This window comes from Streptomyces sp. NPDC107500, from assembly GCF_055582785.1.
Map to the genome: position 1 here is coordinate 220,647 of NZ_JBVJPF010000010.1, position 19,419 is coordinate 240,065.

At 71.4% G+C, this 19,419-nt stretch carries 15 protein-coding genes; 6 read left to right on the forward strand and 9 right to left on the reverse strand.

Features of this window, described 5'->3' with window-relative positions; translation table 11 throughout:
• Positions 1-19 precede the first annotated feature (19 nt).
• The 4 genes from ACZ67M_RS34755 to ACZ67M_RS34770 form a co-directional block, all read right to left on the reverse strand.
• Complete coding sequence (locus tag ACZ67M_RS34755) at positions 20-508, reverse strand: flavin reductase family protein (protein ID WP_469853999.1); 489 nt, start codon at positions 506-508, stop codon at positions 20-22.
• A 191-nt stretch (positions 509-699) separates the two neighbouring features.
• Positions 700-1,902, reverse strand: a complete 1,203-nt coding sequence (locus ACZ67M_RS34760; RefSeq protein ID WP_469854000.1) for an acyl-CoA dehydrogenase family protein — start codon at positions 1,900-1,902, stop codon at positions 700-702.
• Between the two features lie 159 nt (positions 1,903-2,061).
• The gene (locus tag ACZ67M_RS34765; RefSeq protein ID WP_469854001.1) at positions 2,062-2,601 is read right to left on the reverse strand and encodes a DUF4232 domain-containing protein; all 540 of its coding nucleotides are present in this window, start codon (positions 2,599-2,601) and stop codon (positions 2,062-2,064) included.
• Positions 2,602-2,793: 192 nt separating this feature from the next.
• Complete coding sequence (locus ACZ67M_RS34770) at positions 2,794-3,996, reverse strand: S1C family serine protease (protein WP_469854002.1); 1,203 nt, start codon at positions 3,994-3,996, stop codon at positions 2,794-2,796.
• Positions 3,997-4,312: 316 nt separating this feature from the next.
• Here ACZ67M_RS34770 and secY point away from each other — a divergent pair, with 316 nt between their 5' ends.
• The 3 genes from secY to ACZ67M_RS34785 all read left to right on the forward strand — a co-directional run bounded on the left by secY (position 4,313) and on the right by ACZ67M_RS34785 (position 8,225).
• A complete protein-coding gene (gene secY, locus ACZ67M_RS34775) occupies positions 4,313-5,626 on the forward strand; it encodes a preprotein translocase subunit SecY (protein ID WP_469854003.1) in 1,314 nt (437 codons plus the stop codon).
• Positions 5,627-5,892: 266 nt separating this feature from the next.
• A complete protein-coding gene (locus tag ACZ67M_RS34780; RefSeq protein WP_469854004.1) occupies positions 5,893-7,290 on the forward strand; it encodes an MmgE/PrpD family protein in 1,398 nt (465 codons plus the stop codon).
• 161 nt (positions 7,291-7,451) lie between these two features.
• Positions 7,452-8,225 (forward strand): GNAT family N-acetyltransferase, encoded by a 774-nt coding sequence (locus ACZ67M_RS34785; RefSeq protein ID WP_469854005.1) that lies wholly within the window; start codon positions 7,452-7,454, stop codon positions 8,223-8,225.
• Positions 8,226-8,399: 174 nt separating this feature from the next.
• Here the strand turns inward: ACZ67M_RS34785 and ACZ67M_RS34790 are convergent, their stop codons facing one another.
• The 4 genes from ACZ67M_RS34790 to ACZ67M_RS34805 all read right to left on the reverse strand — a co-directional run bounded on the left by ACZ67M_RS34790 (position 8,400) and on the right by ACZ67M_RS34805 (position 14,947).
• On the reverse strand, positions 8,400-9,467 hold the full coding sequence (locus tag ACZ67M_RS34790) for an esterase-like activity of phytase family protein (protein ID WP_469854006.1): 1,068 nt from the start codon (positions 9,465-9,467) through the stop codon (positions 8,400-8,402).
• Positions 9,468-9,748: 281 nt separating this feature from the next.
• Entirely contained in the window at positions 9,749-10,996 is a 1,248-nt protein-coding gene (locus ACZ67M_RS34795; protein ID WP_469854007.1) for a ThuA domain-containing protein, read from the reverse strand.
• Positions 10,997-11,314: 318 nt separating this feature from the next.
• The gene (locus tag ACZ67M_RS34800; RefSeq protein ID WP_469854104.1) at positions 11,315-13,537 is read right to left on the reverse strand and encodes an FUSC family protein; all 2,223 of its coding nucleotides are present in this window, start codon (positions 13,535-13,537) and stop codon (positions 11,315-11,317) included.
• Between the two features lie 273 nt (positions 13,538-13,810).
• Complete coding sequence (locus ACZ67M_RS34805) at positions 13,811-14,947, reverse strand: methyltransferase (RefSeq protein ID WP_469854008.1); 1,137 nt, start codon at positions 14,945-14,947, stop codon at positions 13,811-13,813.
• 326 nt (positions 14,948-15,273) lie between these two features.
• Between ACZ67M_RS34805 and ACZ67M_RS34810 the strand changes: the two genes are divergently transcribed.
• From ACZ67M_RS34810 to ACZ67M_RS34820, 3 genes are all read left to right on the forward strand, one after another.
• The gene (locus ACZ67M_RS34810; RefSeq protein WP_469854009.1) at positions 15,274-15,900 is read left to right on the forward strand and encodes a VOC family protein; all 627 of its coding nucleotides are present in this window, start codon (positions 15,274-15,276) and stop codon (positions 15,898-15,900) included.
• A 246-nt stretch (positions 15,901-16,146) separates the two neighbouring features.
• A complete protein-coding gene (locus ACZ67M_RS34815; protein ID WP_469854010.1) occupies positions 16,147-16,596 on the forward strand; it encodes a spore-associated protein in 450 nt (149 codons plus the stop codon).
• A 182-nt stretch (positions 16,597-16,778) separates the two neighbouring features.
• On the forward strand, positions 16,779-18,950 hold the full coding sequence (locus ACZ67M_RS34820) for a TerD family protein (RefSeq protein ID WP_469854011.1): 2,172 nt from the start codon (positions 16,779-16,781) through the stop codon (positions 18,948-18,950).
• Between the two features lie 177 nt (positions 18,951-19,127).
• Here the strand turns inward: ACZ67M_RS34820 and ACZ67M_RS34825 are convergent, their stop codons facing one another.
• On the reverse strand, positions 19,128-19,391 hold the full coding sequence (locus tag ACZ67M_RS34825; protein ID WP_469854012.1) for a hypothetical protein: 264 nt from the start codon (positions 19,389-19,391) through the stop codon (positions 19,128-19,130).
• Positions 19,392-19,419: the final 28 nt, after the last annotated feature.

Below are 19,419 nucleotides of genomic sequence, written 5' to 3' on the forward strand. Positions count from 1 at the left end.
GTACGGCACACCGGACCGGTCAGGCCAGGCTCCGGTACCTGCCGTGGTGGAAGACGAGCGGGTCGCCCGTACCCGCCCGGAAGTCGCGCACCCGGGCCACCGCGATGGTGTGGTCGCCGCCGTCGTACTCGGTGAGCAGCTCGCACACGAACCAGGCACAGGCACCGCCGAGGACCGGCACCCCCGCGTGCCCCGGCGACCAGTCGACCGAGGCGAACCTGTCGGCCGCCGACCCGGCGAAGACGTCGCTGACGGCCCGCTGGTCCGCGGCGAGGACGTTCACGCAGAAGGTGCCCGCGCCGCGGATCAGCGGCCAGGTGCGGGAGGCGCGCGCGGGCGCAAGCGACACCAGCAGCGGGTCCAGGGAAAGAGAGGTGAAGGACTGGCAGGTGAAGCCCGCCGGTCCGGCGGGGGAGGCGGCCGTGACGACGGTCACGCCGGTCGCGAAACGTCCGAGGACGTCGCGTGCGCCGGCGCTCGGCGGCCTGAGGGTGGAAGAAGTGCTCATCGGTTCCGGTCCTTCGGGCCAGACCGCCGCCCGGAGCGCGAGCCGCGGCGCAGCGGCCCGGTCCGGCGGCGAAAATCGGATACGGAGTGCGGATCGGTACGGGGACACGCGCCGACAGGGACGCGCATTGATGGGGGGCGCACCGATGGGGGAGGCGGATCGACGGAAGGGCGCATCGATGCGGGCGCAGATCACACCATCGGCGACACCGGCCGCGTGTCACCGGCCAGCGCCCGCCCGTACATCTCGCGGGCCAGGCCCGGGTTGAGCGTGGGGTGGCGCGCGGCGGTCTCCAGGTCGCGCCAGTAGCGCTGGATCGCCTTGGAGCGGGAGAAGCTGCCCGCGCCGTTGACGGTGAGCAGCCGCTGTACCGCGTCCCGCAGGCAGGCGGAGGCGTGTCCCACGTCCATGCGCACCCGGGCGCGGTCGACGAGGTCGAGCACCTGGCCGGCGTCGGCCGCCTCGTCGACGAGAGCGGCGGAGCGGGCCAGGTGCAGGTGGGCGGAGTCGATCATCGTCGCGGCGTCGGCCAGCTGGGCCTGCACGCTCGGCGAGTCCGCCAGCCGCGGGTACAGCGACATCGCCATCGGCTTGCCGCCCTCCACGGAATCCGTCGTCAGGGCCAGGACCGCCCGCCCGATGCCGAGCAGCGGACCCATCGACGCCATCGTCATCGACCCCGGCGCGACGCGGTGGAGAGCCTCTTTCGCGCCCTGGTCGCCGTCCAGGACGTCCGCGAAGTCCTTCAGCCGGTGGGCCGGCACGAAGACGCCGTCGGCGACGAGCGTGTCACTGCCGGTACCCCGCATGCCCGCCATGTCCCAGGTGTCCTCGACGGTGAGGTCCGCGGCGGGCACGAGTGCGAGACCGCGCCCGCTCACGTTCCCGTCGTCCCCGAGCAGCGGCACGCCGATGATCGCCCACTCGGCGTGCCGGCAGCCGGAGGCCCAGCCCCAGCGTCCGGTGACACGTATGCCGCCCTCGGCCGGCACCGCGCTCACTCCCACACTGCCGAAGACACCGCTCATGGGGACGTCGGGACCCTTGGCCCACAGCTCCTCCAAGGCCTCCTCGCCGAACGAGGCGGCGATCTGCTGCGCCACGTACGTCACCATGACGACCCAGCCGCTCGCCGGGCAGGCCAGCGCGATCTCGGAGCTGACGTCGAGGCTCGCGCCCACCGGCGCCGCCTCACCGCCGAAGCGCCGCGGGGTGCCGAGGCGGAACATGCCGGCCTCGCGCAGGGCGTTGACGGACTCCCGCGCCAGTCGGCTGCGGGCGTCCGCGTCGGCGGCGTGGCGGGCGAGTACCGGGCTGACCGTGTGAGCCGCACCGACCAGGGCGCGGGTCTGTCCGCCGGGACGGATCCGGGGGTGGTTGCCGGACAGGGGCATGACTGCCTGCTTTCGACCAGAGAACCGGACCTAAGGGTCCGCTTACTCCCACTATAACCGAACCCATGGGTCCGGATGGTGTGGGTGACGGAAAAGCCCCCGGGGCACCGCGAACGCGGTGCCCCGGGGGCGAGGTCGGACGGTAACCGGCGGTATCGGTCAGGCGGCCGGGCCCGTTCCCTTGATCAGCGGCGTGGTGTCGATGCGTCCCTTCTGCAGGACCTCACCCAGCTTCCAGGTGGTGTTCAGGTGGCGGTACGAGTCGGGCGGCGTGACCTCCAGGCGCGTGGGGTTCTTCTCCGCCTTGGTCGGCTCACCGGCGGCGGGCACGTCTCCCCAGTGCAGTCGGGCGTACGCGCTCTGGCCCGGCTCCAGCGTGAGGGGCCGGGCCGGACCGCGGTCGCGCACGACGTGCGTGGTGACGGCCTTGCCGTGGGAGTCGAGCAGTTGCAGCCCGACGTACCCCTGGGTCCGCACCGCCCGGTGGGTCTTGTTGGTGAGGATCACCGTCGCGTAGCGCTGCCCCGCTCCCGAGTCCAGCCCGTGGACGCGTACGGAAAGCGAGGTGGTGCCGGCCCACGCCGGCCGGGTCGCGGCCTGCGAGGGGCCCGCGGTGATGCCGATCAGCGCGACGGCGGACAGCGCCGAGAGTGTCACGGGTGCGACGAGTGAGCGGCGGGTGTGCTTGCGGAACAACATGGTCGGTTTCCCTTCCGGATGCCCCGATTGGGTATCTCTGGGGGATATGAGGCCGCCTGAAGGAGAACGGTTCGCCGTCATACGCGAACTTTGCCTGGCGAGAGGGGCTGTTGACCCGCCGTTGGCACACCCGTGACGGATGCGCCCGGCACACCCGTTCCGGAGGCGCTGGACACACCCGCTCTCACTCGTTCACCGGGACACGTCGCCGACCCGGGAGCCCAGCACGACGTCGACGGTGTGGGTCCTGCCGTCGCGCCGGTAGGTGACGGTGACCCGGTCGCCGGGCCGGTGGGTCCAGATCTCGCCGATCAGCGTGGGACCACTGTCGATGACGTGGTCGTCGAGACGGGTGATGACGTCCTCGGCCCGCAGGCCCGCCTTGGCCGCGGGGCCGCCCGGCTCGACGGCCGCGGCCCCGCCGGCGTCGTCCTGAACGATCTCCGCGCCCTCGGTCGTCTCCGCCGTCGACACGGAGGCGCCGATCTTGGCGTACACGGGCTTGCCGGTTCTGATCAACTGCTCGGCGACATAACGGGCCTGGTTGATCGGGATGGCGAAACCGAGGCCGACGGAGCCGGCCTGGCCGGTGCCGCCCGAGCCGCTGCCCGTGGACTGGATCGCGGAGTTGATGCCGATGACGTCGCCCTGTGCGTCGAGCAGCGGGCCGCCGGAGTTGCCCGGGTTGATGGAGGCGTCGGTCTGCAGGGCGTTCAGGTAGGACGCCCTGCTGCCCGCGGTGCCGTCGCTGGAGGCCACGGGGCGGTTCTTGGCGCTGATGATGCCGGTGGTGACCGTGTTGGACAGGCCGAAGGGCGCGCCGATGGCGATCGCGGACTCGCCGACGGACACCCGCTCGGAGTCGCCCAGGGGGAGCGGCCGGAGGCCCGGGGGAGCCTTCTCCAGCTTGAGCACGGCCACGTCGTACCCCTGGGCGTGGCCGACCACCTCGGCGTCGTACTTCCTGCCGTCGGGGAAGGCCGCGCTGAGTCTGCCGCCGTCGACCGCTGCCGCCACCACATGATTGTTGGTCAGGATGTGGCCCTGTGTGTCGAAGACGAACCCGGTGCCGGTGTCGCCCGCCCCGCCGCTGCTTTTCGCCTCGATGGTGACCGTGCCGGGCAACGCCCGCTGTGCCACGCCCGCGACCGTGCCCACCGGCTGGGCGCCCGCACCCCCGGTGCCCGCGCCCGACAGCGGCGCCGACCCCGGGGCGCCGTCGTGCGGCGCCAGCACGTGGCCGATCACTCCGCCCAGCGCGCCCGCCACCAGGGCGATGGCCAGCGCGGCCGCAGCCGGCCCGCCCCGCCCCCTCGCGGGCGGTGCCGCGAGGACGGGCGGTGGGTACGGCGCGCCCCCGCCGATGTACGGCTCGACGGCGGGGGGCGGAGGCATGACCCACGAGGGATCGGGGGTCGGCCCTCCTTCCCCGGACGGCTCGGGGGGAACCGGGGCACCCTCGCTCTCGGTGTTCACAGCCTCACTCCTCACTCCACGGCCACGGACGTGCCCGCGCCCGCCGACGTGGCACACCTGTACATGGCATCTCCGTGGCGACGGCCCTCTCCGCGGGCCCACCTGTCACTGTAGGACGTTGTCATGTGTCTCACTCAACAGGAACACGTATGTGTGTATAACATGTCCCGAGTGACATATGTGCAGTCATGCGTACCTCGCGAGTGCACATCCGCGACAGGCTGCAGGAGGCACCGTGATCACCGCGCTGACCCAGGCGTTCCGAACTCCTGACCTGCGCAAGAAGCTGCTTTTCACCCTGGGCGTCATCGTCGTGTACCGCGCCGGTACACATGTGCCCATTCCCGGGGTCGACTACAGCGCCGTCCAGCAGTGTGTCAGCCAGGCCTCCGGCAGCCAGGGGCTGTTCGGCCTGGTCAACCTCTTCAGCGGGGGAGCGCTGCTGCAGATCACGATCTTCGCGCTCGGCATCCTGCCCTACATCACGGCCAGCATCATCCTGCAACTGCTGACCGTGGTCGTGCCCCGGCTGGAGGCACTGAAGAAGGAGGGGCAGGCCGGCACCGCGAAGATCACGCAGTACACCCGCTACCTGACCATCGCGCTGGCCGTCCTCCAGGGCACCGGCCTGGTGGCCACCGCCCGCAGCGGCGCCCTCTTCGCCGGCTGCACGGAGGCCTCCGGCATCGTCCCGGACCGGGCGATCCTCACCACCGTCACCATGGTTCTGTGCATCACCGCCGGCACGGCCCTCGTCATGTGGTTCGGCGAGTTGATCACAGACCGCGGCGTCGGCAACGGCATGTCCATCCTGATGTTCATCTCGGTCGCCGCGACGGCTCCCTCCGCCCTGTGGGCGATCAAGAAGCAGGGAACGCTGGCGGACGGCTGGATCGCGTTCGGCACCGTCATCCTCGTCGCCCTCGGCATGGTCGGCCTGGTCGTCTTCGTCGAGCAGGCCCAGCGCCGGATCCCGGTCCAGTACGCCAAGCGCATGGTCGGACGCCGTTCCTACGGCGGCACCTCGACCTACATCCCGGTGAAGGTCAACCAGGCGGGCGTGGTCCCGGTCATCTTCGCCTCCTCGCTGCTCTACGTGCCCTCCCTCGTCGCGCAGTTCTCGAGCGGCGAATCGGGCTGGAAGACCTGGGTCACCCAGAACCTGACCAAGGGCGACCACCCGATCTACATCACCGCGTACTTCCTGCTCACCGTGTTCTTCGCGTTCTTCTACGTCGCCATCTCCTTCAACCCGGAGGAGGTCGCGGACAACATGAAGCGGTACGGCGGCTTCATCCCCGGCATCCGCGCCGGCCGCCCGACCGCCGAGTACCTGTCGTACGTGCTCAATCGGATCACCTGGCCGGGCTCCCTGTACCTCGGGGTGATCGCCCTCGTCCCCACCGTCGCGCTGGTCGCCTTCGGGGCGAGTCAGAGCTTCCCCTTCGGCGGTACCAGCATTCTGATCATCGTGGGTGTCGGCCTGGAGACCGTGAAACAGATCGAGAGCCAGCTCCAGCAGCGCCACTACGAGGGCTTCCTGCGTTGAGACAGCCCGGTGAGCGGTGCGCGATCCAGGAGCGATCCACTGCGTGCCGGGCGACCGGTCCGGGCCGGGGCAGTCCGGCACACCAGCCACTTGACCCTGATCGGTGCCATATCCACCCGTAGCTGATGAAACAGGGTACTGCGCAGAGTCATTCAGGTACGGGTTCACGCAGTCACCTGACCGATGCGCATCGTTACCCGCGCACCGATCGTGGACCGGGGACGCGGCACGCGCCCTTACCTTCCCGACCTCCGAAGAGAGCCGCCGTGAACGCCTCCGACGCCGCCTCCGCCACCGTCCCTCTGGCCGCGCGCATCGCCCGCTGGGTCACCGCCCTGCGCTACGAAGACCTGCCCCGAGAGGTTGTCGACCGCACGAAACTACTCGTCCTTGACCAGATCGGCTGTGAACTGGCCGGTGCCGTCCTGCCGAACGTCCAGCCCGTCCTGCGGCTGGCCGACCGCCAGCCGGGAGCGGTCGCGGCGACCCTGGCCCACTCCGGGCAGGCCACCACCGTCTCGCAGGCCGCGTGGGTCAACGGCACCCTGGGACACAGCGGCGAGTGCGACGACGCCCACCCGCTGGCCTCGCACACCACATCCGCCGTCGTACCCGCCGCGCTGGCCCTGGCCGAACGCGAGGGAGCCTCCGGGCGCGACCTCATCACCGCGGTCGTGGCCGGTGTCCAGACGATGGCCCTGATCGGGTCCGCGAGCACGCCGCAGATGCTGGCCGCGGGCTGGCACGGCGCGAAGGTGCTCGGCGTGCACGGTGCCGCAGCGGCGGCCGGAGTGATCCTCGGCCTCACGCCGGAACAGCAGACCAACGCCTTTGGCATCGCGGGCAGCGACTCGGGCGGCACGGTGGAATACGCCCAGCGCGGGGGCGAGGTCAAGCGGATGCACCCCGGATCGGCCGCCCGCTCCGGCGTGGAGGCGGCACAGCTGGCGCAACTCGGCCTCACCGGCCCGGCGACCATCTACGACGGCCCGAAGGGGCTGCTGAACCTTTTCGCCGGGGGCGGTGACATCGCCGCCGTGGACGCGCAGTGGAACCGCTGGCTCATCCTCGACACGATGATTCGGTTCTTCCCCGGCGTGGCCACCAACCACGCCCCGCTGGACGTCATCCGGCGACTGCGCGGGCAGCACGACCTCGCGCCGTCCGACGTCACCCGCATCCGGATCGGGCTGGTCGACTTCGCCATCGGGCACGGGGGCAGCATCACGCGGCCCACCGACGCCATCTCCGCCCAGTTCAGCCTCGCCTTCAGCGTCGGTCTGCAGTTCGTCACCGGCCGTAACGCGCCCGGCGACTACTTCGACGCCTCCCGCTGGGCCGACCCGGCCGTCCTCGCCGTCGCGGACCTCGTCGAGCCGTATGCGATGCCGATCCCCGAGGGCGACCCCGTCTTCAGTACCCAGGTGGACATCGAACTGCGGGACGGCACCGTTCTGAGCGCCTACCAGGCCGGCTTCCCCGGGCACGCCAGCCGCCCCGCCACGCGCCAGGACATCGAGGGCAAGTTCCTGAACGCCGTGGACGGACTGGTCCCCGCCGAGCGTGCGGCCGCACTGCTGACCGCCGTGACCGCCCTGGACGAGCAGCAGAGCGTCCGCGAGGTGACGAGGCACTACGGGGTACCGGGCCGCCCCGCGGCCTGACCGAAGCGGCCTGCCGGCGCGGCGCCACCCGGCCCACCGCCACGGTGCCCGCCTCGCCCGACCCCCACCGCGTCCCGGGCGCGCACATACCGACAGCGTGTCCCCACGGGACGACACATGCCTCGCCGCGCGAGCGCGGTCACGAACAAGGAGTGCTCCCTGTGTCCACGAACGATGCCGCCCGCGCCGCGTGGGCCTCCCAGGAGGCCATCGAGGATCTCGCCGCCGCGCTTCCCGCCGGATTCCACGAACGCGGGCCCAACGGTGCCCTGCTGGCCACGACCGGTTCCCAGTTCCCCGTCTTCAACGGAGTCATGAGCGTGTCCCCGCGTCCGGACGCGTCGGAGATCGCCGGCCTCTGCGAACAGGCCGGCCCCCACGTCGACGACGTTCCCTGGAGCATCCGGCTGCGCGGCGAACCGGGGCAGGACCTCGCCCCCCTCGCCGCCCGCCACGGCCTCACCACGGCCACCCGACGGCCCTTCATGCTGCTGGCGCCGGGGGACGGCCTGACGGGACGGAAGCCCGCCGCGCGCGCCGAGACCGTACGCCCGCTCGGCACCGACGAGCACGAGGTCCTGGCGGCCGTCATGGGAGCCGCGTTCGGCGCGCCCCCGGCGGTCATCGTCAGCCTCTTCACGCCGCTCGTCCTCGCTCTGCCCTTCGTCCGGGGCTACGTGGCCGAGGTCGGCGGAGTCCCGGCCGCGGCAGGGGTCGCGCTCCGCACCGGCGAGCACGTCGGCCTCGTCAACATCGGCACCGTGCCCGGGCACCGCGGGCGGGGCCTGGGCCGCGCCGTCACCGAACGCATCCTGTGGGACGGGCACGCCGACGGGGCGCACATGGCGTACCTGCACTCCACGAAGGAGGGACTGCCCCTTTTCGAGCGGGTGGGTTTCCGCACCGCGGAGTACTGGACCTTCTACACGCGCTGAGATCGCGCTCGCGGCGCCGCACGCCTTGGTGGCGACACGGCGCCAGGTGACGCCCCGTCGAAATCGCTCTCCGCCTTCGGGGAGGCCACCTCGGGGGTCTGGGAGGGACGTGCGGCCGTTTCGCGGGAGAGCGAACGGCCGCAACGTCGTCGTGCCGGCTCGGCGTGCAGGTCGTCAGGCGCGAGGCAGGCGGGTGGTGAGCGAGTACAGACGGGTGGTCTGCGTGGCACGCTGGTTGTCGTCACTGACCAGCAGCAGCCGAAGCCGACCGTCCGGGGTGCGGCCCGTGACGGTGACGCCCTCGATGTTGTCCAGCAGGGGGTTGGGCTGAGGCTGTTCGGTCGGTGCGCCGAGAGCAGGGCACGCCGCCACGTCGGTCAGCAGAGTCCGCTTCACCGGCCGCACTCCCTCCAGGGCCGCGGTCAGCGCGGTCACATCCGTGACGTCGGTGGCGTGCCGCGGATCCGTCAGGTAGAGGCGGACGGAGTTGCCGACGCCGGGGGTGAACCCGCGCTCCAGAACCAGCAGTCGGCCGTCTTCCGTGGAGGTGATGTCCGAGACGTCCAGTCCGGTGGCGCTCCGGTAGGCGAACTGTGGGCCGAGGCGGAACTCACCGGAGTGGCCGGCACGCCGCCAGGTCTGAAACCTGCGGATGCTCGCGTCGTCGCCGGAGAGGGCCCCTTCCACGGACGCCACGAGGGTGCGCCCGTCGGACAGCAGCGCCAGGCCCTCGAACGTGAGGTTGTGAGTCGCCCGTCCGGCTGGGGCGACCTTCAGCGCGTCCGGAACCGGCAGACCGCCGAGGAACCTCCCCGAGCGGTCGAAGCGGTCTACCGATGGCCGCTCCTCGTCGGTGATCAGCCGGGTGCCGTCGCGGTCCACGGCGATCGCCTCGGAGTCCAGCGGGGTGCCCTCCGGTGTCGTCAGCGGCTGAACCGACACGGGCTGCCTGGTGCGGCTGTCGAGGCTGAACAGGTACGACGTGTCGGCCACGGCGAGGAGATCGCCGTTCGTGTCGTGGGTCAGCCCTGACAACTCGGCGACCGGAACCCCCGCGAACGTCGTCTTGTCCAGAGCGTCGGAGAAGCCGTTGATCTCGACGCGGGGCGAGCAGACGTGCCGCGCCGAAGTGGACGCGGCGTCCGTCGAGGCGGTGGCCTGGGCCGACGGAACGGTGACGGACGTACAGGCGAGGGCCGTCAGAACCGGAGCTGCGACTGAGAGAAGTACGCGCATACGCATACGCAACCCTTCTGATGTCGTGGGGCGTTGACCCCGCTTCAGCTTCGCTGCGCGCTGTCCTGCGCGGCCCGCCGGGGCACCTGGAGATATCAGTGCGCCACTGTGCCGGAAACGCGGTACGAGGAGGCGGCGGCCCAGCTGTGCGAGGTGTCGACTGAAGTAAAGCAGATACACACGTATCTCATCGACTCACACACCCGCGCACGTCGCCTCCCGAGAGGCGTCCTCCGGTCGGGAACTGCCGGACGTCCCCGCTCCCCCGTTCGAGCCCGTGACCTCGGTCAGGGCAGTGTCCAACTCTGGTTGGCGGAGCCCGCGCACGTCCAGATCTGCAGGCGGGTACCGTCGGCGGAGCTGGGGCCCGTGGCGTCGAGGCACTTGCCGGACCGCGGGTTGACCAGGGAGCCGTTCGCGCCGGGGCGCCAGACCTGTGATCCGGTGCCGTTGCAGTCATAGAGCTGGACCTGGGTGCCGTTGGCGCTTCCGGCACCGGTGACGTCCATGCACTTGCCGAGGGCGGTGAGCGTCCCGGTGCCGGTGACCGTCCACTTCTGGGCGTCGGTGCCGTTGCAGTCGTAGAGCTGGACGGCCGTGCCGTTGGCGGGGGACGCGCCGGCCACGTCCACGCACTTGCCGCCGTATCCGCGGATCGGGCCGGTGGTGGTCGTGGGCGGGGTGACCGGGCCGGACCGGCCGGCGGCCCACTTGATCTCCTGGAGGAGAAGTTGGTTCTGCTGGGGGCTGGCGAACGTGGACGACAGCGCGGTGTCGGTCGCGTAGTTCATCGCGTTGTGGCCGAAGTTGTTGTACACCATCCGGTAGTCACGGTTGGACCACACGATCGGGTAGTAGCCGCTGTACCAGGTCTGCGAGGGGTCGGTGCCGATCGGGAAGGTGGACGGCGCCATGGACGCGAGGATGTCGATCGCCGGGTTCTTCCGCAGGTCGTTCTGCCAGGAGTACCACTCGCTGACCGATGAGGTGATGGTCTCCGGCAGGCCGGCCGTCGCCGGGTGGGCGCGGTCGTCGATCCGGAGGGTCTCCGCGGTCGGCCCCCAGGTGTTGCTGCGGAAGGTGCCGGTACCGAGGAAGGTGTTGTGGAACCAGGGCCAGGACGTCGTCGCGTCGTTGTACGCCGTGACGTGGAATCCGATGAATCCGCCCCCGTTCGCCACGTACGTCTGGAAGGCGGACCGCTGGGAGGCGTCGTCGGGATAGTCGTCGAGGAACATGACGACCTGGTAGTCCGCCAGGGCGGTGGAATCGAGGCGGCTCCAGTCCGTGGTCGAGGTGTAGGTGAACCCGTTCTGGGGGCCGGCCTGCGCGAACCAGGCGTTGGCCTCGCGGACGAAGCTGATGTGGGCCTGGTCGTACGTCCCGTTGTAGAGGGCGAGCACGTTGACGGTTGCGGCCGGGTTCGCCCGAGCACTGTACGAGGGGCCCGCTTGGACACCGAGGACCAAGGCGAGCAGAAGGAGCAGTCTTGACAGGGAGAGGAACCGGGGAGCGCTCGTGCGGGAGGTGACCATGCGGGCCCTTCCTCGTGAATGACCGGTTGTGGGGGACGATCTGAGACACGGGACCTCGGAGCCGGTGCCTGCATTGAAAGTGACCGGACGTGCACATGTCAACATTGGTTCGGACCTGTTCTGTGACGCCATGCGGGGCCGGCAAAGCGGAGGCCGGACTGATCCCGCTGCCGCTCGCCCTCATGACGTTCGTCCTCGGGACGGTTGCGGGGAAGCTCGCCCGCCGTACCGGCACGTTCCGTCGGCGTCAGGCGCGCCGGGAAGGGGCCCGGCTCCCGGCTCGGTGATGAGGACGCGGCGGGACCGATCCGTCCCGGATCACCCGCGGACCTGAGCGGGCACCCCGGCGTCCGGGCGGACCGGGGCGTCCGGGCGGACACCGGCGCCGGGCAGTCCCGCGATCTGCCCCAGCAACTGCGCCGTACCGAGCAGTGCGCGGACCGCGTCGCGGGCCGGACCGGGCGGCTCGGGCGGGGGCAGGGTCCGCAACCGGTCCCGTGCCTCCTCCAGCAGCCGGTCCGCCTCCTCCGGCAGCCGGCCCGGACGCGGCGGCGCGGTGCCCAGCGCCTCGGCCGCATCGGCGAGGACCCCGGCCGACCGGACCAGCCCGGCACGCGGACCGTCCGCCGGTACGTGTGCCGTGGTGGCCGCCACCGTGCGGAGCTGGAGGCTCAGGTCCGTGTACAGAGCCATGCGGTGGCGTCCGCGGCGCGGATCGTTCCCCCGGATGACCGGGTGACCGAGCAGGCTGGTCAACGGGGTGGCCACCAGCGCCAGTTGCTGGATGCGCAGGTCGAGCAGGCGCAGTTGGGCGTCGAGGCCGGGAGCGGAGCCGCCGGCCGCTGTGGCAGGGGCGCCCTGCGCGACGGCGCGCAGCGAGCCGGCCACCGCCTCGAAATACCGGCCGCGAGCGGCCCGGACGGTGTCACGCGTGTTGGTGGGCAGGACCAGCAGGGCCACGAAGACGCCGATCCCCGCGCCCAGCGCCGTCTCCGCCAGGCGCAGGAGCAGGAGGTCCGCGGACAGCTCGTGGAGCAGACTGTAGAGCTGGACCACCGCCGTCGTGGTGAACAAGGCCGTGAAGGCGTACGAGACCTGGGCCAGGTACAGGCCGAACGTCAGGCTCAGCACGATCACGGTGAGGACCGCGCCCGTGTGCCCGCCGGTCAGCACGGCCAACCCGATACCGGAGGCCAGACCGAGGAGGGTGCCCACCACGGCGTTGCCCGCCTTGGTGACGGACTCGGCGCTCGTCGCCGTCCCCGCGAAGGCCAGCAGCGCGGCGGCCACCGCCCAGTAGTAGTGGTCCGGGGAGACCAGCCGGCCGAGGACGACGGCCAGCGTTCCGGCGACGGCCACCTGCACCGCCTGGCGGCTCGTCTGCGACAGGTCCCGCAGGCGGGACCAGCGGCTGCCCCGGGCGGGGACGCCCCGCGCCACGGCGGACGACCCGGGCAGGGCGCCGAACACGAGCGGGGCGGTGGGGGAGAACTCCGCGGCGTCCTCGACCCGTGGCGGGGTGCGGTCCCAGGCCGCGAAGGCGGCGAACTCACGGGCGGCTTCGGCGAAGTGCCGCAGACGGTCCGAACGGTCACCCGTGCCGGACAGGTCCGGTCCGCCCGCCTGTGCGGCCAGGTCGTGTGCCGCCGCGTACTCGTTCCGGGCCAAGTGACGGGCGATGCGTGCCGCGACTCCCGCCTCCGGGCCCCCGGCCGCACGTAGCGGCACGGCGGCCGCGGCCAGCGCGTCGACGACGAGATGCGCCTCCAGTGTCCGCCGGCGCAGAGCGGCCGCCGTCCATCCCCGGGGCAGCGCGTCCGTGGTCGCGGACCAGCCGTCGATCACCAGGGCCGTCTCCGCCAGCCGCAACTGCCGTGACCGCAGCCTGATCAGGTCCCTCTCCTCGCCCGGCGCCGACTCCAGCAGGTCGGCACAGGCACGTGCCACGGCACGCGCACGGGCACCGAAAGACCGCTGCAGGCGCCGGAGAACACGAGCGGGCTCGATGCGCAGCAGGGTGAGCGACAGCAGCAGCGCCCACGACGAGCTGATCGCGACGGCGAAGATCAGGGACGGGATCTCCGACACCGTCAGCTTGAGGAACGCCGCGAACACGAAGCCGATCCACATGAGGTTGCCGTAGAAGAAGAACGGTGCTCCGAAGCGCCGTATGAAGACGGTCAGAAACAACAGGGCGACCAGGACGACGAGGGTGGCGTCGGTGTGTCCGCCGACGGCGGCACTCGGCAGCATTCCGGCCAGGATCGCGAGGGGGAAGAAGGCCGCCGTGCGCACCTTGATCCACGCGCGGGGTTCCCCGAGAGCCGTCCACCCGGTGAAAGCCACGACGGTGCCGAGCAGCAGGGCGATCAGCGTTGCGTGTGACCCGGCCCCGACGATCCGGCTGTAGACGTACTCGACACCTATGGTCGTGGAGATCACCACGGCTGCGGACAGAGCTTGGCGGGCGCGGTGCAGCCCGGGATCGGACGCCACGATCCGGTCCCATGTCTCCGACACCAGCCGGCGCATAGATGACATGTTCACGTCCTCCATCGTCATCGGACAGCCCACGGGCCGTGGCGAGCGGACCGCCGCGAACACGTCGTCCGCATTCCGTCCCGCACCGGTCCGTCCCGTACGACGGCGACTGCGACCCGTGGGTCCCGGTCGGTCCTCGCTCGGCGCCGAGACCGGACCCGGCCTGTCTCACCCTTCCGCACCGCGGTGCACCACACATCAGCAATTTGACGCAAAGATCCGCTGTGCCCGTGAATGCGGAGGTGGGATGCCGATGCGTGGCCCGGCCGCCGATCACGGGTCCGGGGACAGGCGCCAGAGGGACGTGGTCTCGGCACTCCGCGCTCTGTGAAGCGGGTCGGCGGTGTCCCTGGAACGGGGGTGCCGCGGCTTGGTGTCGATCTTGCCCACCACGCGGAGTCCTGCTGTCCGGATGGCGTCGAGCAGCTGCTGACGCGTACGCAGGCCGAGATGCTCTGCCAGGTCGGACAGGACGAGCCAGCCCTCGCCGCCCGGTAGGAGGTGGGCGGACAGCCCGGTGAGGAAGCCGTGGAGCATGGTGCTGTCCGGGTCGTAGACGCCTTGCTCGGCGGGGCCGGCCGGGCGGGCGGGGAGCCAGGGCGGGTTGCAGACGACGAGGTGGGCGCGGCCTTCGGGGAACAGGCAGGGGCCCGGCACCTCGATGCGGTCGGTCAGCGCGAGCCGGTCGGCGTTCTCCCTGGCGCAGGCCAGGGCCCGCGGGCTGATGTCCGTGGCCACGACGTGCCCGATCCCGCGGTGCGCCAGGACCGCGGCGAGGACGCCGGTTCCCGTGCCGAGGTCGAACGCCGTGCCGGCGGTGCGAGCGTGCCGTGCCGCCGGCGGCAGTGGTGTGTGGGCCACCAGGTCGACGTACTCCCCTCTGACGGGCGCGAACACACCGTAGTGAGGGTGGATCCGGGCCCCGAGGGACGGCACGTCCACCCCCCTCAGGCGCCACTGGTGGGCGCCGATCACTCCCAGCAGTTCGCGCAGGGAGACCACGATGGGTCCGGCCGGGGGGCCGTAGGCCTCCCGGCACGCCTGCCGGACGTCGGGGGCGCGGCGCAGTGCCAGCGTGTAGTCGTCGTCCAGCGGCACCAGGAGCTTCCCGAGGACGCGCGCGCGGTGACCGCTCTCGCGCCGGTGCAGGTGAAAGCTCTCGCCCGGGGACGCGCCCGCCCCTGGACGCCTGCGGTCGATCCGGCGGCCCATGGCCCGGAGCAATTGCCGGGCGTTGTGGAAGTCGCCCCGCCAGAGCAGGGCTGTTCCCTCGCACGCCTGACGGTAGGCGTCGTCGGCCCTGGTCCGGTCGTCGGCGACGACGGTTCGCCGGGGAAGCGGTGCGGCGTTCTCGGAATGCCACCGGGCGGACCGGTGGGTGTGGACGTCGGTCCAGCGAATGGTGGACATCGGGTACTCCTCGTGGTTGAGCGTGCGGTGACACGAAGAGCACTTCGACGAGGAGAGCAGACCGAACCCACGTCTGTCCGCTCGGACACACGTGTGTAGGGGTGGCAGGTTGCGGTTACCGCTCTCGCGTCGAAGCGCGAGAGCGGAGGTCCCAGACGATCATGCCGAGCATCGGACCGAATCCTTTCCGAGGAGTGGCAGAAGGCTCGCACAGGTGTCGCCCGGCCGCCAAGCACACCCTATATATAGAGTTTGACCGTTTTGGGTAGATATATTTCTCGCGGTGGCCTAGCGTCCTTGTCTGCAACTGAGAGAGGCGGATCGTCATGACAAGAACGCGGGTCGAACCGATATCCGACGAGCGGCTGGAGGTGGTGACCATCCCGGTGGCCGACATGGAGCGCGCGAAGGCGTTCTACGGGCGGCTCGGCTGGCGGCTCGACCACACGCCACCCACCAAGGTCCAGTTCACCCCGCCCGGCTCGGCCTGCTCCGTCCAGTTCGGCTCCGCCCTCACCACGGCGGAGCCGGGTTCGGCCCAGCGCATGTACCTGTGCGTCCCCGATATCGTGGCCACCCGGGCGCGCCTGACCGGGCTCGGCGTCGAGGTCGGGGAGTACTTCCACACCGGCGGACCCGTTCCGCTGCCAGGACTGCACCCCGAGCGCGAGAGCTACCGTTCGCACTTCCCCTTCCGGGACCCGGACGGCAACTCCTGGCTCGTGCAGGAGGTCACCACTCGTCTGCCCGGCCGTATCGACCCGGGCCCGACCGCCTTCACCTCCACGGACGCCCTGGCGCGCGCCCTACGCCGAGCGGCCGCCGCCCACACCGAACACGGCAAGCACACCGACGACGCCGACCGGGACTGGGCCGCGTGGTACGCCGAGTACCTCGTGACCGAGCAGTCGGGCGGCGAGTTTCCACCCGCCGAACCCCGCCAAGACGACTGAGGTCGCGTGCGGCGCCCCCTCGCCGGTGCTCACGCCGCCGTCGACGGGAATCGCGGGCTCACCGCGGCGCCCGCCACGAGCGCGGCAGCCAGGACGAAGCGCTGCGGAGGCCCGCCCGGACTCTCGAACACCCCTTATCCCGTTGAGGAATTGGCGGCGAAAGCACCGCCGGAGCACAACCATTCCCCCCGGAGCGCGGTCACACCAGACAGGAGCAAACAGCTCCTACGACCGCAAGGGGGAAATATGCGCATCACGCGCTCCGTCCTGTCCGCCACCGCTGTGGCAGCACTGACCCTGGGCACCGCGACGGCACTCGCCGCACCCGCCTCCGCCGCCCCCAACACCACGCCCGGAAAGGTCTGCGGCAGCGGCTACAAGACCGTCAACTCGGCCGCCGTCGGCTCGCGCGGCACCGTCTACCTCACCTACAACGCCGCCACCGGCAAGAACTGCGTCGCGACCATCCGCAGCACCCCGGGCACCGCGACGGACATGTCCGCGTGGATCTACGTACCGGACACCGAGGCGTACGACGAGGACTACGGGAAGTACACCTCGTACGCCGGCCCCACCTACGTCTACGGCAAGGCCCACTGCGTGGACTGGGGCGGCAGCATCGGCAACGTCAGCGTCCAGATCACCGGCTCCAACTGCGCCGCCCGCGCCGAGCACCGGGTCACCACGACCCGGTGATCCACCGCTCGTGACGGCCGCACTCCGGCGGTGACCGGAGCGGGACGGCCTGCCGCGTCACCGGGCGCGGCAGGCCGCCCACAGGGCCAAGCGCCGGATGACACGCGCCCGCGGACCCGGCCGCCGGGACACACACGGAAACACCTGTGCGGCGCCTCGCACAGGTCTGCGATCATCCCCGCATGGCGAAAGGTCTCGAAGCAATGGTCATCCGGCACACCCACCGCGTTCCCTGCCCGCGGGGCACCGCGGGGGAGGGCGGCGGCGTCGCCCGACAGCTCGACGTGGCACTGACGTCCGCCGGTTTCAAACTCTCGGCACGACTGCTGGAGCGGCTGTCCGGGCTGTCCGGGGCCGCGGTCGCGTACACCGCCGCGCGGACCCTGCGGGCCGTGCGCGAGATGGCGGGTGACCACGTCCGGCACAACACGTACTTCATCGACTTCCCGGCGAACGTACCCGACACCGAGGAGTTCTGGACGCGGTGCGTGGCACAGGCGCTCGCGGACGAGACGTCGCGCGAGACGGTGCGGTCGCAGATGGCGACCGGGGAACCGGACCTGCTCAGCCTTCCCGCCTACGGCCGCTACCAGCACACCTACGAGGAGATGCTCGCGGCGCAGGACGAACTCATCGCCTCGGCGGGCGACCGGGTGACCGTCCTGCACCTCGGGCGCGACCTGGACGACGAACTGACGGACCTGTACCTGGCCCTGGCGGGTAGCGCGACGCCGCTGGGCGACACGCACCTGGACGACCTGGAGGTCCTCGCCGGGCGGTGCGCGCTCGGCCCACAGCCGGAGTCGATCCCGGTCAGGGAGAACCGGGCCGTCGTCAACGCCGCCCGCCTCACCGCCGGCGCGGACCTCCTGCTGGACAGCGTCGTCGACGTACTGCGGCTGGCCTGCGCGCTCGTCGGCGGCGACGTGACCCTGCGGGAGCCGACCCGGTTCCGGGCACTGTCGCGACCGGTCCGCCGTGCGCTGCTGGCGGGCCTCGACGCCGTGGTCGCCGCGAACCCCGCCAAGCTGGCCGACGTACCCGCCCACCGCGAGCCCTTCAAGCGGCTCGGGGAGCGACTCCACCCGCACGAGTACCCGCGCTGGCCCCACGCGGCCGACGTGTTCGCCGTCGCACGGGGCGAGAAGAGAGCCCGGTCCTTCGACAGCCGGGTCGCGGAACTGCTCGACGCCTCCGACGTCCCCGGCGCCGTACGGCTGCTGACGGCCGCGCCCGGCAAGCTGCTGCGGTCCCTGGACCACCTGCTGCGCACCGCCGCCGGACAGGAAGAACGGGACACGGTGGTGGACGCCGTGGCGCGGGTCGCTCCCGGGGTCTCCGGCCGGGTCGTGCTCTCGGTCCGCGAACACCTGCACAACCGGGAGCGGGAGAGCGGCAGGCCCCGGGTCTTCGTCAACCGCGGCGGCAGCGGCTGGGTCGCCCCCGACGTCCGGCCCCCTGTTCCCGCCGCCGACCTCGACCGCCTGGCCGCCGTCCTCGACGCCGAAGTGCGCCGCAGGCTGCCTGCGCCGGGCCGGCTGCTGCTCGACGCGGACGTCCTCGACGTGGCCCTCCCGCTCAGCGGCAAGGCCGCCGGAGCCGGGCTCGGCGTACTGCCGCGCGGCTCGGTCTGTGCGGTCGACGGCGAACGGCTGCGCTTCTTCGTGTACTGGAAGCAGGCCGAGAAACACACCGACTACGACCTCTCGACCCTCCTCCTCGACGCCGACTACACCACCGACTCCTGGCTCTCCTACACCTCGCTCAGCACCGTCGGGGGCCGGCACTCGGGCGATGTCACCGAGGCACCCGACGGGGCCTCGGAGTTCATCGAACTGACCCTGGACCAGCTACGCGCCGCGTTCATCGTTCCGCAGGTCAACATCTACGCCGGCGAAGGCTTCGAGGAGACCGAGGAGTCGTTCTTCGGATTCATGCTGCGTGACCGTGAGCAGAAGGGCCGACCGTTCGAGCCGCGCACGGTGCGGATGCGATCGGAACTGCGCGGCGCGGGCCGGGTGGCGCTGCCGCTCGTGTTCCGACGCGGAAGCGGTGGCCGGTGGCATGCGAAGTGGCTGCACCTGTACCTGCGGGGCATCTCGTCCGGCAACCGGGTCGAGGAGAACCGGATCTCGGTGTCCAAGGTGGTGCGCGCCGTGGTGGAGCGCGAGTACCTGACGGTCGGCCACCTGGTCGGCCTGATGTCCGACCGCGCGACGGCCGTGGACCTGTGGGACGGGGCATCGGTCCCCGACGAGCCCGTGACGTACATCGGCCTGGAACGCCCCGAGGGCCTGCACCCCCGCTCGCGCGTCCTCACCCTCGAGAACCTGCGCGACCTGATCCCTGCCTGAGTGCTAGCGTTGCCGGTGGCGAGGCCATGAACGGGCTTCCTTCTCAACTCATCGGTGAACAGTCCTTTCGCTTCCCTCGTCTCCACGTCGCTCCGGGCGCCGCCCGGAGCGACGTAATGGCGAGGAAACCGGGCGAGCCCCGCCGCGCGGGGTGCGGCCCGGCTTCGGCGCCCGGCCTCAGCGCCCGGCTTCCGCCATCGGGCCGGGGGCCCGGCGGCGGGACAGGACGACCAGCGAGACGGCCAGCAGCAATGCCCCGACGGCCACCATCACGACGGGGGCCAGACCCGGGAATGCCAGCAACCGCGTCTCCAGATGCGCCCACAGCCGTCCCACGAGCCCCACGGCGGCGAAGACCACGAGCGCGAGACCCAGCAGGCCACACGCCCCGGACACCACGGTGAAGGCGGAGACGTTCTTCTTCGTTTGCGTCGAGTTCATGCCGACAACGCTAGAAACCCCGACCGGC

Bases quoted from the DNA above. Each gene is read 5' to 3' on its own strand.
- ACZ67M_RS34755 (WP_469853999.1), bottom strand. From the start codon at position 508: ATGAGCACTTCTTCCACCCTCAGGCCGCCGAGCGCCGGCGCACGCGAC.
- ACZ67M_RS34760 (WP_469854000.1), bottom strand. From the start codon at position 1,902: ATGCCCCTGTCCGGCAACCACCCCCGGATCCGTCCCGGCGGACAGACC.
- ACZ67M_RS34765 (WP_469854001.1), bottom strand. From the start codon at position 2,601: ATGTTGTTCCGCAAGCACACCCGCCGCTCACTCGTCGCACCCGTGACA.
- ACZ67M_RS34770 (WP_469854002.1), bottom strand. From the start codon at position 3,996: ATGCCTCCGCCCCCCGCCGTCGAGCCGTACATCGGCGGGGGCGCGCCG.
- ACZ67M_RS34790 (WP_469854006.1), bottom strand. From the start codon at position 9,467: ATGCGTATGCGCGTACTTCTCTCAGTCGCAGCTCCGGTTCTGACGGCC.
- ACZ67M_RS34795 (WP_469854007.1), bottom strand. From the start codon at position 10,996: ATGGTCACCTCCCGCACGAGCGCTCCCCGGTTCCTCTCCCTGTCAAGA.
- ACZ67M_RS34800 (WP_469854104.1), bottom strand. From the start codon at position 13,537: ATGTCATCTATGCGCCGGCTGGTGTCGGAGACATGGGACCGGATCGTG.
- ACZ67M_RS34805 (WP_469854008.1), bottom strand. From the start codon at position 14,947: ATGTCCACCATTCGCTGGACCGACGTCCACACCCACCGGTCCGCCCGG.
- ACZ67M_RS34810 (WP_469854009.1), top strand. From the start codon at position 15,274: ATGACAAGAACGCGGGTCGAACCGATATCCGACGAGCGGCTGGAGGTG.
- ACZ67M_RS34815 (WP_469854010.1), top strand. From the start codon at position 16,147: ATGCGCATCACGCGCTCCGTCCTGTCCGCCACCGCTGTGGCAGCACTG.
- ACZ67M_RS34820 (WP_469854011.1), top strand. From the start codon at position 16,779: ATGGCGAAAGGTCTCGAAGCAATGGTCATCCGGCACACCCACCGCGTT.
- ACZ67M_RS34825 (WP_469854012.1), bottom strand. From the start codon at position 19,391: ATGAACTCGACGCAAACGAAGAAGAACGTCTCCGCCTTCACCGTGGTG.